This is a genomic window from Flavobacterium sp. 9, from assembly GCF_002754195.1.
Lineage (GTDB): Bacteria > Bacteroidota > Bacteroidia > Flavobacteriales > Flavobacteriaceae > Flavobacterium.
This window is the reverse complement of record NZ_PEEU01000001.1, coordinates 5,966,299-5,979,089: the sequence shown is the minus strand read 5'-3', so window position 1 is coordinate 5,979,089 and position 12,791 is coordinate 5,966,299. Positions and strand designations below refer to the sequence as shown.

10 protein-coding genes are annotated in these 12,791 nt (G+C 37.2%); 5 read left to right on the top strand and 5 right to left on the bottom strand.

Features of this window, described 5'->3' with window-relative positions; all coding sequences use genetic code 11:
* Positions 1–229 precede the first annotated feature (229 nt).
* Both CLU81_RS26910 and CLU81_RS24955 read right to left on the bottom strand, forming a co-directional pair.
* Entirely contained in the window at positions 230–406 is a 177-nt protein-coding gene (locus CLU81_RS26910) for a hypothetical protein (protein WP_158235371.1), read from the bottom strand.
* 42 nt (positions 407–448) lie between these two features.
* The gene (locus CLU81_RS24955) at positions 449–691 is read right to left on the bottom strand and encodes a helix-turn-helix domain-containing protein (RefSeq protein ID WP_099712303.1); all 243 of its coding nucleotides are present in this window, start codon (positions 689–691) and stop codon (positions 449–451) included.
* A gap of 521 nt (positions 692–1,212) precedes the next feature.
* On the opposite strand from CLU81_RS24955, the gene CLU81_RS24950 reads away from it, so the two are divergent.
* Genes CLU81_RS24950 through CLU81_RS24940 form a run of 3 tightly spaced genes read left to right on the top strand, consistent with a single transcriptional unit; the run spans position 1,213 to position 8,320 of the window.
* Positions 1,213–4,233: a SusC/RagA family TonB-linked outer membrane protein gene (locus CLU81_RS24950; protein WP_099712302.1), complete on the top strand. Its 3,021-nt coding sequence runs from the start codon at positions 1,213–1,215 to the stop codon at positions 4,231–4,233.
* 11 nt (positions 4,234–4,244) lie between these two features.
* Positions 4,245–5,633, top strand: coding sequence for a RagB/SusD family nutrient uptake outer membrane protein (locus tag CLU81_RS24945; RefSeq protein WP_099712301.1), 1,389 nt, complete (start codon positions 4,245–4,247; stop codon positions 5,631–5,633).
* Positions 5,634–5,686: 53 nt separating this feature from the next.
* The gene (locus tag CLU81_RS24940; protein WP_158235370.1) at positions 5,687–8,320 is read left to right on the top strand and encodes a prolyl oligopeptidase family serine peptidase; all 2,634 of its coding nucleotides are present in this window, start codon (positions 5,687–5,689) and stop codon (positions 8,318–8,320) included.
* Between the two features lie 76 nt (positions 8,321–8,396).
* On the opposite strand, the gene CLU81_RS24935 is transcribed toward CLU81_RS24940, so the two are convergent.
* The 3 genes from CLU81_RS24935 to CLU81_RS24920 all read right to left on the bottom strand — a co-directional run bounded on the left by CLU81_RS24935 (position 8,397) and on the right by CLU81_RS24920 (position 10,799).
* Entirely contained in the window at positions 8,397–8,672 is a 276-nt protein-coding gene (locus CLU81_RS24935; RefSeq protein WP_099712299.1) for a DUF6520 family protein, read from the bottom strand.
* 96 nt (positions 8,673–8,768) lie between these two features.
* Complete coding sequence (locus tag CLU81_RS24930) at positions 8,769–10,289, bottom strand: MauE/DoxX family redox-associated membrane protein (protein ID WP_099712298.1); 1,521 nt, start codon at positions 10,287–10,289, stop codon at positions 8,769–8,771.
* 222 nt (positions 10,290–10,511) lie between these two features.
* Positions 10,512–10,799 carry a hypothetical protein gene (locus CLU81_RS24920; RefSeq protein ID WP_099712296.1) on the bottom strand — a complete coding sequence of 96 codons (288 nt, stop codon included), beginning with the start codon at positions 10,797–10,799 and terminating at the stop codon, positions 10,512–10,514.
* 338 nt (positions 10,800–11,137) lie between these two features.
* Between CLU81_RS24920 and CLU81_RS24915 the strand changes: the two genes are divergently transcribed.
* Both CLU81_RS24915 and CLU81_RS24910 read left to right on the top strand, forming a co-directional pair.
* Positions 11,138–11,530 (top strand): plasmid mobilization relaxosome protein MobC, encoded by a 393-nt coding sequence (locus tag CLU81_RS24915; RefSeq protein WP_099712868.1) that lies wholly within the window; start codon positions 11,138–11,140, stop codon positions 11,528–11,530.
* On the top strand, positions 11,515–12,783 hold the full coding sequence (locus CLU81_RS24910) for a relaxase/mobilization nuclease domain-containing protein (RefSeq protein WP_099712295.1): 1,269 nt from the start codon (positions 11,515–11,517) through the stop codon (positions 12,781–12,783). The genes CLU81_RS24915 and CLU81_RS24910 overlap by 16 nt, the downstream gene beginning before the upstream one ends.
* Positions 12,784–12,791 lie beyond the last annotated feature (8 nt).

Genomic DNA, 12,791 nt, shown 5'->3' with positions numbered 1-12,791 from the left:
ATAAATTGGTATTTATATAATATATCGCTTTAATATTAAACAATTATTTCATCATAATTATCAAACATACAAAACATCATTCAATATCTTTTACGGTTTTCCATAATAGACTTTTATCCGTAGCAAATTAGTTTTTTAACTAATAAATGAGTACCGTATTATTACCTGTTTTTATAATTTTTTTAAAGAACAAAAAAAAAGATGCTAAAGCATCTTTTTTTTTATTTATTTACAATCCAGCGTTTTTTCTAAAATTTTGTGCAATTTTAAATAACACACATGCTTTTACTTCTTCTTTTGTTGTTTCCCCTTCATTGATACATTCTGTAATATACTTTCTAATATCTCCATTTGGAATCTCATTAAAAATCTCATTTGCTAAATCATTAATCTCTGCTTGTGTCATATTTATGTAATTTAATTAAGATGCTCATGCATCTATTAATATTTATTCCTTTTCTAAATCAAATTTAAAATCAAATAATTCTTTAGGTTCAATATCAAGCCCTTTTGCTATTGAAATTATCGTACCCAATGATGCTCCATGCTCACCATTTAGAACTCTATATACCTGCTTGAGTTCAAGTTTTCCAACAGAAGCAACAGTCATAACATCTTTGTTATTCTTTATCATAACCCTTTGTAAATTCTGTCCAAATGCTATATAATATTTTTTTCTAATCTCCTTCATAAAGTGAAATTGAGATAATTAGAAGAAAAAAAATTGTCAAATTTGACAATTTTGTGATTTTTTTCATATATTTGAATTCTAAAAAATTATTTAAAGAAATTTTAAATAGGATTTTATTAATTTTGCGACTCTTCAATTAAAAATATTTGAAGCATTCGCTTTGAATCTCGAACAGAAAACTGGCGTTTTTAAACCACGAGAGGATAAGTAAGATGCTCACGTCATTGGCGTGGGCTCACTTATTGTGGTTGGTGCCGCCAGTACCTCTGTTCGATAAGCTGAGTTCCGCGCTTTTTTTATTATAGCAATCAGATAAAATTCACAGCAAATCTTTACATATTATTTAACGTCGCGCATTTTGATGTCGAACCTTTAAAATATTTACATGTGAAGTAAAACTCTTAGTCATGATTATTAAGTACTCCACTTAATTCACAAAAATGGTCCTCTATTTCGTCGCCAAACAACCATAGAGGACCGTAGCCAAACTAACTTTCTAATAATTTAACCATTCCAATATTATGAAAATTATTTCATTTTACATGGGTGGCAGGGCTTTTTGTTACCTATTTTTTATGGGATTTCTTTTAGCTTCCGCTCCTGTTCAGGCCAATCATTCAGTGCGGCCACGCTCTGAAAAATTACAACAATCACAAGTTCAGGGAACTATTACCGATGGCAGCAGTCCTTTGCCGGGTGTAACTGTTTCTCTTCGTGGAAAATCCAGTAGTGGTGTTATATCCGATTTTAACGGTCAGTATTCAATCTCTGCTTCCCCTTCCGATACTTTAGTTATCTCTTTTATTGGTTGCAAAACCGCAATTATTCCCATAAGGGGAAGAAAAAAAATTGATATTCAGCTTGTCTATGACACCACCGTTCTGCAGGAAGTTCGTGTCAATGCTGGTTACTATTCGGTCAAAGAAAGCGAACGTACAGGAAACATTGCCCGAATCACTTCCAAAGATATCGAATCACAACCCGTTTCCAATGTACTTGCTACCATGCAGGGACGTATGGCTGGAGTGAATATTATTCAGTCCACAGGTGTGCCCGGAGGAGGATTTGACATCAAAATTCGCGGGCAGAACAGTATCCGCACCGATGCCAACGCTCCGCTTTATTTGATTGACGGTGTTCCGTATGCTTCTGATCCCATCGGATACAATCAGACTTCCACTGTTTACCCGACTACTACTAGTCCCCTTAACAGTATTAATCCCGATAACATTGAAAGTATTGAAGTACTTAAAGATGCTGATGCTACAGCTATCTATGGTTCTCGTGGAGCCAATGGAGTTGTCCTGATCACAACCAAGAAAGGAAAAGCAGGAAAGACAGCCTTTACTGTAAACGCATCAACCGGAGTTGGTAATGTGACTAAATTCATGAAACTCATGAACACCGAGCAGTATTTAGCTATGCGTAAACAGGCCTTTATCAATGATGGTGTTGCTTATAATCCATGGGACTATGATGTGAATGGAACGTGGGACCAGAACCGATATACCGACTGGCAGAAAGAGCTTATCGGCGGCACTTCACGTATAACGGACCTGCAGGCAGGCTTGTCGGGAGGATCTGAAACTACACAGTTTCTGCTGAGCGGTAATTATCATACCCAGTCCAGTGTGTTTCCCGGGGATTTTCTGTACAAGAAAGGAGGCTCTCAAATCAATTTAAATCACCGTTCACAAGACAGCAGATTCAGACTTACCTTTTCTGCAGGGTATACTAGTCAGAACAATGACCAACCGGCCTTTGACCTGACGTATGATGCCCGATCCCTTGCTCCTAATGCTCCGGCACTTTATGATGAACAGGGAAATTTAAACTGGGAAAACGGCACTTGGGATAATCCGCTTCGCAATCTAAATGCAAAATTTGAATCCAAAACAAATGATCTGATCGCTAATTCAGTGCTTTCCTATGAGCTGTCACCGGGACTTGTGATAAAAAGTAGTTTTGGTTACACTGATCTCAGTACTGTTGAAACCCGAACCTCCCCTTCTACAATTTATAATCCCGCCTATAATATCAGCAGTGCTAGTTCGATATTGTATGTAAATAATACAGACAGATCATCTTGGAGTATAGAGCCGCAGATCAGCTGGGAAAAGCAATTGGGCCGTGGAAAACTGGATCTGCTTGCTGGAACAACTTTTCAGAATCAGAACACTACAAGGCTGTATCAATCTGGGACCGGATTTAGTTCCAACAGTCTTATTTATAATCTGGCATCAGCCAATTATATCAAAGTGCTGTTAAATGATGAAACCCTTTATAAATATCAGGCATTCTTTGGACGCATCAACTATAATTTTGATAAGCGTTACATTATTAACCTTGCCGGCAGACGCGATGGTTCGAGCCGTTTTGGCCCAGGTAATCAGTTTGCCACCTTTGGAGCCGTGGGTGCAGCATGGCTATTCTCCAACGAAAATTTCCTTAAAAACAGCTCATGGCTTAGCTTTGTAAAGCTTCGATCCAGCTATGGAACTACAGGTAGTGACCAGATTGGTGATTATCAGTTCTTCAATACCTATTCCACTACAGGTGTAAATTACGACGGTATTATTGGGCTTGAACCTACAAGGCTTTACAATCCTGACTTTGGATGGGAAACCAATAAAAAACTCGAAGCGGCTCTGGAACTGGGCTTTTTTAAGGACAGAATATTTACCACTGCATCCTGGTATCAAAACAGATCATCCAATCAGCTTGTTGGGGTTCCGCTTCCCGGAACAACAGGTTTTACCGTACTTCAGTCCAATTTAAACGCCGTAGTGCAGAATCGAGGTTTGGAACTAACCCTTAGAACCAGCAATTTTAGCCGTGAACAATTCAGCTGGACGACCAGTTTCAATCTCACTTTTGCCAAGAACAAACTACTTAGCTTTCCTGGACTGGAGAGTTCACCTTACAGCCAGAAATACCGCATTGGTGCGCCTTTGAATATGCAGCTTGTTTATGAATATAAAGGCATCAATCCGGAGACCGGTGTATATGAGTTTGAGGATCTTAACAAAGACGGTAAAATTACATTTCCCGAAGACAGGCAGAAAGTAGTAGATCTCAACCCTGAATACTATGGAGGACTGCAGAACCAATTTCGGTTTAAAAATTGGAATCTTGACTTTTTATTTCAGTTTGTCAAACAAAAAAACCGAATCAATTCAATGGGATATGCCGGCCAGATGTCCAATCAGTCAACTTTGCTGACAGACAGCTGGCAAACAACCGGAGACAATGCCACGTATCAGCTCTACACTACCGGAAATAACAGTGAGGCAGTAACTGCGGATTATTTATACGAGAGAAGTGATGCTGCGATAACCGATGCTTCTTTTATTCGTCTGAAAAACATTTCGCTTACCTATCAGCTACCCTTGCAGTTAAATGCCGTACAGTGCAAATTAATGTTGCAAGGACAGAATATTTTGACTTTTACCAGATACAAGTATGGAGATCCTGAATTTACCTCCTCAGGTTATCTGCCCCCGCTAAAGGTTGTAACAGCAGGTATTCAATTAACTTTTTAAATTATGAAATTATGAAAACAATTTATCGTCTTACAAAGAAGAAAGTATGGGCAGTAGCACTGGTTTTACTTGTAAACTCCTGCGATTCATTTGTAGAGGTTGATCTTCCCAAATCACAGCTTACTACTGCAACTGTTTTTGAAGATTATGCGACGGCTAATGCATCTCTCATGGCAGTGTATGCAAATATCCGAGATAAGGGACTGCTTACAGGAACCAACACAGGACTGTCCAATCAGCTTGGGAACTATACTGATGAAATTATTCCCTACGGTGTACCGTCCAGTCCCAGCCGTATCTTTTACAGCAATAATCTTTTAGCTGAAAATCCCAGTGTAGCAGATTATTGGAACACTACTTATAATCAAATCTATGGCGCTAATGCTGTTATAGAAGGCCTGCAGGCAAGTGAAACGATTTCAGACCAGCAAAAAAATCAGCTTCAGGGGGAAGCTCTTTTTATACGCGCTCTTTTGCATTTTTATCTGGTCAATCTTTTTGGTGATGTGCCTTATATTACCGGAACAGATTATAAACAGACCAGCACAGTAAGCAGAATGGCTTCTGTACAGGTATATGAAAATATTATTCGTGATCTGGAGAATTCTATTACACTTCTGCAGGATCAATATCGCACTGCGCAAAAAATCCGCGTGGATAAAAATACTGCTAACGCCCTTCTGGCCAGAGTCTATTTGTATACAAAATCCTATGCAGCTGCGGCTGATAAGGCTTCAGCAGTTCTTAATCAAACAGATGAGTTTAAATTAGAAGACATACATCAGGTATTTTTGCTTGACTCCAAAGAAACCATTTGGCAACTCCAGTCTGCTGAGTCTGGTCAGAACTCGGAGGAAGCTTTGACTTTTATATTCCTCTCGGGTCCTCCTCCCTTAGTAGGGCTGAATCCAGATCTAGCAAACTCCTTTATTGCTTCCGATCTCCGAAAATCCAACTGGATTCGAGAGGTGACCGATGGGACATCAATATGGTACCATTCTTATAAATACAAAGAACAGAACTTTACTTCAATCTCTAAAGAATATTCAATTGTTTTCAGGCTTGCAGAACAGTACCTCATCAGAGCCGAAGCAAGAGCGTATCAGGGCGACCTTATCGGTGCTAAAGAAGATTTAAACAAAATACGTCATCGCGCCGGACTTCCAGATACTGTAGCCGTTACTCAGGGGGAGATTCTCGAAGCTATACTTCAGGAAAGAAGATGGGAACTTTTTACCGAACATGGACATCGCTTTTTTGATCTGAAACGATCCAATAAAATTGATGCAGTGCTATCGAGCACAAAATCCGGATGGAATCCCTCCGATGGTTTGTTTCCCTTGCCTCAAAGTGAATTAAGTACTAACCCTAACCTCCGGCCTCAAAATCCGGGATATTAAATCAATCTATTATGTTTTTCAAGAACAACGTCAGAAAAAAAACAATTCCTCTAATGGGAGTTTTATCGCTGAAAGTGTGTCTGCACTTTTGTTTAATTTTATTTTTTATTTTGCCATTAGTATCCTGTCCCTTATGGGGACAGGAGGTGCAAAAAAAAGATCTTACACCTCAAGATTACCACCTTTGGGGCACCATGAATATGGAGAAAATATCTCCTGATAGTCAGTGGATCACTTACACTATGGGTTATGAGAAAAACGTTGATACACTTTTTGTGCAAAGTACGCGTAATCAGAAAACATATGCTTTTTCCACGTCCTATAGTTCCCAATTCACTAAAGATGCTTTTGTATCGATGGGCAATAAAGGGCTTGAGATATTGGATTTAAAGACCGGTAAAAAACAGTCTATACCTTTAACACAACAATATTCCTATTCAGCCTTAACTGATCTTTTAATTCTAACAGTTGATTCTCCCGATGCTAAAAAGAAGTTATTGATTCAAAATCCAAATGGAAAAATAGTAAGGGAGATAACGGATGTAACGGATTTTTTACTTAGTCCTGATAAGCAGCATCTGATTTACGGAATCTCTGTAAATAATAAACATTCGGTTATGCTTTTAGATTTAAGAGAATTAAATCACGAGAAATTTTTAGTCATAAATAATCCCGATACCAGCTTTGGTTTTACATGGCATAAAAATGGAAAAGCGGTCGCTTTTGTTCTAAAATCAGATCTGGTAACCAGCAACTCTTTGTTTTATTATATACTACAAAATGATAAGCTTTATCAGATGAATCCTGCTGGATCCAGTCTTGCCAAAAATACTTTTATACCAGCAGACCCCACCTTAAAACTGACAATATCCGATGATTTGCAAAGAGTATTTTTTACAACTAAAATCTACAATGCGGAGGTTCCAATAATTGCCGGATCTGATGTCGAGGTATGGAATGCAAATGATAAATCGCTCTATCTAAAGCGTAAAAAAGATGGTAATCCAGATAATTTTCCTAGAGTGGCTCTATGGATTCCAACAAATAATTTGGTTACCGCTGTTACTTCAAAAGATTTTCCGCAACTCATGTTATCAGGTGATCAGAAATATGCATTTCTATTTAATCAGGAACAATATGAACCGCAGATTTTTACTAATGGAGGCCCCAGCGACGTTTATATCATGAATCTTCAAACATTTGATAAAAAACGAATCCTGGAAAGACATTCAACACATTTTTTTGAAATGATTCCTTCTCCCTCTGGCAAGTATCTTGCGTATTATAAAGATGGAAATTGGTGGACATACAATATCGCTACAGAGTCACATCAAAATATTACAGCTACCGTCAAAACCAAATTTACTGCATTTGATGTTGGATATTCACTTACTGGAAAAAACAATAATGCAGGATGGAGTGTTGATGATAATGAAATACTGCTCTATGATGAGTATGACTTATGGGATATTAAACCAGATGGTAGTGCTTACAGAAGATTAACCAAAGGAAGGGAATTAAATATCAGCTATCGATTGGTAAATAGTCCCGGTAGAAATAAATTTAATTTTATTTATAACGGACTAACAATAGATAATTTTGATTTGAATAAAGAACTTTTTCTGCACGGACAGGGAGATGATGGAAAAACAGGGTATTTTAAATGGAATAAAAATTTAGGAGAAAGTCCCATTACTTATAAAGACAGTCATTTAGACCAGTTGATCTACACCACAGAAAAAAAAGATTTGTTTTACCGAGAGCAAAAATTTGATCTCTCGCCACGAATAATGATGAAGCAAAATAAATCTGATGCAGTAGTTTTATTTCAAAGCAACAAGCAGCAGAAAAAATACTACTGGGGCAAATCCGAACTGATCGAGTATCAAAATTCAAAAGGCATAAAAATGAAAGGCGTACTTCGATATCCTGCTAATTATGATCCAGCTAAAAAGTATCCGATGATCGTGCACATCTACCAAATCAAAAATGAACTACATCATAAATATGAGAACCCTACTTCTTACACTGAGGAAGGTGAAAATGGCGTAGTTTGGACCTCTCAGGGTTACTTTTTTCTCCAACCCGACATCATAATAGAGGCTGATGATCCTGGTATGAGTGCCCTTGATTGTGTTACCTCTGCAGTGGAAAAAGTTATATCCAAAGACATAATTAATCCAAAAAAAATTGGTCTCACAGGGTTTTCATTCGGCGGGTATGAAAGTACCTTTATCATAACACAGTCCAATTTATTTGCTGCTGCCGCTCCAGGAGCGGGAGTATCGGATCTGAACAGTTTTTATTTTACCCTGGCCAAAGATTTTTATCTGCCAAATATATTTAGATATTTTAATGGACAATGGAAAATGACCAAAAGCCCATTTGAAGCCGCTGCTGCATATCAGCGTAATTCACCAATCGTACATGCCCATAAAGTGACAACTCCTGTGTTATTATACGCAGGAACTGAGGATCATAACATAGATCCGCATCAGACAACGGAATTTTATTTTGCGCTTCGCAGTATGAATAAAAAATGTATTATGCTGCTTTATCCTCAAGAAGGACACAGCTTTTCAAAAGCTGTCAATCAAAAAGATTTGACCGATCGTATGCAGCAATGGTTTGCCTATTATCTAAAAGATGACTTGTCAGCAGAATGGATTACTGAGGGTGTAAAATAATTCTTGATTTTTTAAACAACAAAAGCAACGCAGCTCCAATTGAAGCTGCGTTGCCATTTATTAAAGACTTAGTCTTTTAATTGGCTGGTCGGTACAGCACTTCGCTACAGTTGCCTTGGGGATTTTTCCCAAAGGCTTGAGGGCCGCTAGCGCCGTTAAGACGGCACAATTGATTTCCGTCTGTGCTACAGTCTGTCGGAATATTACAAGCTCCCTGTGCATTCATAACATACCCAATTTTTGGAGGGTTCCCTTTTGAAGCATTCTGCATGGACATAGTGGCAAATGCTCCCGCAATACCAAAAGCAATTACTGCCACTGGTGCCACTTTTTTTAAAAATAACGTTTTCATAATAATAAATATTAAATTAAAACACGATCTACTTTTTTCTACAGGTGTTCGATCTAATTCCTGACATCGCGCGATATATTTTAAATGCTGAGCTTTTTATTTCAGCAGTTTCATTTCTTTTTTTAACATGTTTCGCAGCTTATAAACAAGCAGCTCATCACCCATAAGAGCGTAAAAATTATCATCGGTAACTATAAATGAGCGTAGCTTTTTATCCCCGCTGTGATAGACAGCAAAACTCATTAGATAAACCTTTGTATTGAGATCATACACGTCAATGATAGCTGCCTTTTGCCATAATTTTTGATCTTCAAATTGACCCTGAATTTTGGAATGTACAAACAGCAGGTTTTGATAAACCATCAAATCTGCATTTACCACCAGCGGCGGTGCTGCCATTTTTCTCTCTGTATTGTCTTTAAGATAAGCAACCTTAATCTGGGCACGAGATATGGTATCAATGGTATTTCCTCTGTACTTTAGTTTTGCATTTTGATCTGCCACAATAAATTCATTTCTGTAGTAATACAGGTAAACCATTCTTCTTATTCTCTCATTGTAGACCAGCATTCCGTCCGTATCAAAGACACCGTCAATCTGTTGCTGTAAAAGCGAATCGTTATACGTGATTTTAGGGCACTCATGCTCCTTGTAACTTCCAATAATATGAGACGAATTTTTACCGCTGTTAGACCTGAATACTACAGAGGAGCTATCCACTGGTTGAGCACTTGTGAAGTAATGAATTCCTTTTAGTTCGTGCGTAATTTTCCAGTCTTCAGTACTGCCTCTATATATGCAGGGCACTGTCCCGTCCATCAGGAAAAAGTAAGATCCTCTTACTGAAATTTTAACCGATTTAAACGTTATATCCTTTGGGTTAAACTGTATTCTAATGGTCTGTTTGTTCTTTAGCTTGGTATCGAAAACAATAATATGAAGCGGATCTGTGTAGTTGCTCAAATAGATATGGCTGTCACTGTTTCCGGCAAAATAATAGGAATTAAATTTTAGATTAACTGTTTTCTGTTGTGTGATGGGATGCTGGGGATAACGCCGTATAAATGGGTTTTCATACTTCATGATTTCCTCCGAGGTTAAAAACAAAACCAGGACCAGAATGATGCTAAAGAGCATTGAAGTTAAAATCGTTTTAAATCCTACTCTTCTGTTTCTCTCAGCGGTTCTTCGGCTACATGTTCCATTGTCTAATCCTAAAGCAATTATACCTATTAGCACAAAAGCCAGATTAAAAACCATATGTACATTCCATGTCATCTTCTCCAGAATTCCTCCGCAGGAACAAGGCACAAAAGAACTGTAATGAAGTATAATAAAAATATAAGCGGTAAACATAGTCATCATACTTATCGATGCCAATAGCCCTATATTTCTGCAGCTTGGGACAAGTAGTAAGATTACAATTAACAATTCCATTACAGGTACCATCCACGATACCCAGACTGCATAAGGACTAAGTAGCGGAGACTGTCCGAGCTGCACCTGAAAATTTTCAAAATCCAGTAGTTTACTGACTGCTGCGTAGACAAATAAAAGGATATACAAAAGACTGATAATCTCTACTATTTTACTGGAAATTTTTGCCGTTAATTTCATGATCCTAAAGTTTATGAGTTTGCAATTTCTACTGGACTTGTCTAAAAGAATTAAGGAAAACATAAACAAAACTAGAACGAAAAATCTTTCAGGACGTTATCAAAAACAGGACATTAATTGCCAAAAACAGGTCAATTTTAAAAACAGATTAATTTTAAAAGAAAAATGCTTACCAGATATTAGATACATGGTAAGCACTCATTGAATGGTGAACTGTTTTTGTTATCTGCAGGCTTCGCTCAAAGCAATCAGCTTTTGATTTAATTCTACTAGTCCCGCTTTTTGGAGGCACTCTTCAGAAACATTTTTTAGCTCTGTTAAACACTCCTCTGCAACACTGCCTAAGGGACTCAGATCTTCATCTTTGGAGTTCAGTCCGCGCATAATGACATGGCTTAATAAGAGTACATTTTTTCGTGAAATTTTCAAATCAATCCTCACTGGCTCACTCATGCCAGGGATACTCAAAACAGTATCATATACCTTGGCTACTTCATTTGTTGTAATCATAATTTTCACTTTTAAATTAATATTCGATGATGTAAAAATAATCAGCTTGATTGATTTTATAATAGTCAAAATATGGCGGGGATTGCCTGTCAGTGCAGACTTTTATAATTTCGTTCCGATGATTTAACAGTAAAGCTGCCTGTAAATGATTTTGGCTTCTAAAATTTTAAGGAAGAGATCTAAGATATTATTGAAAAGCTGAAAGATTGCCACGTTCCTGCAATCGGCCAGATGAACGGTTGTCGGACAACCGGATCTGGCTGATCTATCCTCGGAACTCGGGATCAGTGACACTGAGAAGCCAAAAAAGAGTTTGATAACAATGAAAATTAATGATGATGGAAAGAGAAAATTCAAACAGATCACGTAGAATTACCCTAAGACTGACACTGGAAGAATATGCTAAAATTGAGCGCAGATACAAAGAGAGTACGTGTCGTAAGCTTAGCGATTATATACGCAGGCATTTATTTAACAAGCCCATAACAACCTATTACCGAAATCAATCTATAGATGATGCGATGGAAGAAATTATAATAATGCGTAATGAGCTTAATGCCGTTGGGAACAATTTAAATCAGGTCGTAAAAAAGATGCATACCCTGCAGCAGATTCCTGAATTCAGAGAGTGGATTGTCCGTTATGAAGAGGAAAGAAAGATTCTTTTTCAAAAGATAAATAAAATTCAAAATCATATTTATAAAATCACGGAGATATGGTTGCAATTATAAAAACAAGCCATTCCATCAGAAGTGTTTTAAATTACAATGAAAATAAAGTACAAAAAGGTGTGGCAGAGTTTATCGGTGCAGGAAACTATCCCGTTGATGTAGAAAAATTAACCTATTTTGCAAAGCTAAATCGCTTTACAAAAAGACTTGCATTAAACGAAAATACCAAGAGAAACAGCGTACATATATCCCTCAATTTTGATCCGTCAGAAAATCATTCCAAAGATAAACTAATGGGTATTGCGGAAGTATATATGGACAAAATAGGCTTTGGAAAACAACCCTATCTCGTCTATCAGCATCACGATGCTGGACATCCGCACGTACATATAGTTTCTATAAATATCGAAAGGGATGGCAGACGAATTGATCTGCACCATTTGGGTATAAGAAAGTCAGAACCTGCGAGAAAGGAAATAGAAAAATTTTTTGGACTTGTAAAGGCAGAAGGGAGAAAAAACAGAGAGCAGTTTAATTTAAAACCCATTTCAATAAGCAGAGTTCGCTACGGAAAGATTGAATCCAAGAAAGCCTTAAGCAATGTTATAAACACAATAATAAATGAGTACAAATATTCTAGCCTTCCCGAACTTAATGCGGTACTGAAACAATACAATGTTTTGGCTGATCGTGGCAGTGAAAAATCAAGAGTATTCTTAGCTAGTGGACTAGTGTATAGAATATTGGATGAAAAAGGAAATCCTACAGGTGTTCCCATTAAAGCCAGTGATTTTTATTTTAAACCTACCTTAAAACTGCTGGGAGAGAAATTTAAGCAGAATCAAATAAGAAAAACATCCGACAAGGTGCGGGTAAAAAATGCTATTAATATGGCATTGCTCAGAGAGCACGCAATGCCAGTAAGCAAACTTGCAAAACTATTAGAAAAAGAGGGAATCTGTACTGTTTTTAGAAGAAGTACTGAAGGTATGCTTTACGGTGTTACATACATTGACCACACGACAAGAAATGTTTTTAACGGAAGTAGTCTGGGAAAAGAATACAGTGCAAAAGCTATAGAAGAAAGATGTGGATTAAGGGATGCAGTGAAAGATAAAAATAATCAGATGTATGAAAAATTGCCTTCTAAAGAATCTTTAATTGACAACCTTCAATATCAAAAAGAAAATTTAAATATTCCTGATCTGGTTAAGATATTGGATTTGCTGACACATGCAGAATATACTTCCGACTGCATACCAAATCATTTGAAAAAGAAAAGAAGCAAGAAAAGGAAAAGAGGACTTTCTTAATAATTAAA

What these genes read in the sequence shown, in the direction of transcription:
- CLU81_RS26910 (WP_158235371.1), bottom strand. Translation starts at nt 406, where the DNA reads ATGACACAAGCAGAGATTAATGATTTAGCAAATGAGATTTTTAATGAG.
- CLU81_RS24955 (WP_099712303.1), bottom strand. Translation starts at nt 691, where the DNA reads ATGAAGGAGATTAGAAAAAAATATTATATAGCATTTGGACAGAATTTA.
- CLU81_RS24950 (WP_099712302.1), top strand. Translation starts at nt 1,213, where the DNA reads ATGAAAATTATTTCATTTTACATGGGTGGCAGGGCTTTTTGTTACCTA.
- CLU81_RS24945 (WP_099712301.1), top strand. Translation starts at nt 4,245, where the DNA reads ATGAAAACAATTTATCGTCTTACAAAGAAGAAAGTATGGGCAGTAGCA.
- CLU81_RS24940 (WP_158235370.1), top strand. Translation starts at nt 5,687, where the DNA reads ATGGGAGTTTTATCGCTGAAAGTGTGTCTGCACTTTTGTTTAATTTTA.
- CLU81_RS24935 (WP_099712299.1), bottom strand. Translation starts at nt 8,672, where the DNA reads ATGAAAACGTTATTTTTAAAAAAAGTGGCACCAGTGGCAGTAATTGCT.
- CLU81_RS24930 (WP_099712298.1), bottom strand. Translation starts at nt 10,289, where the DNA reads ATGAAATTAACGGCAAAAATTTCCAGTAAAATAGTAGAGATTATCAGT.
- CLU81_RS24920 (WP_099712296.1), bottom strand. Translation starts at nt 10,799, where the DNA reads ATGATTACAACAAATGAAGTAGCCAAGGTATATGATACTGTTTTGAGT.
- CLU81_RS24915 (WP_099712868.1), top strand. Translation starts at nt 11,138, where the DNA reads ATGGAAAGAGAAAATTCAAACAGATCACGTAGAATTACCCTAAGACTG.
- CLU81_RS24910 (WP_099712295.1), top strand. Translation starts at nt 11,515, where the DNA reads ATGGTTGCAATTATAAAAACAAGCCATTCCATCAGAAGTGTTTTAAAT.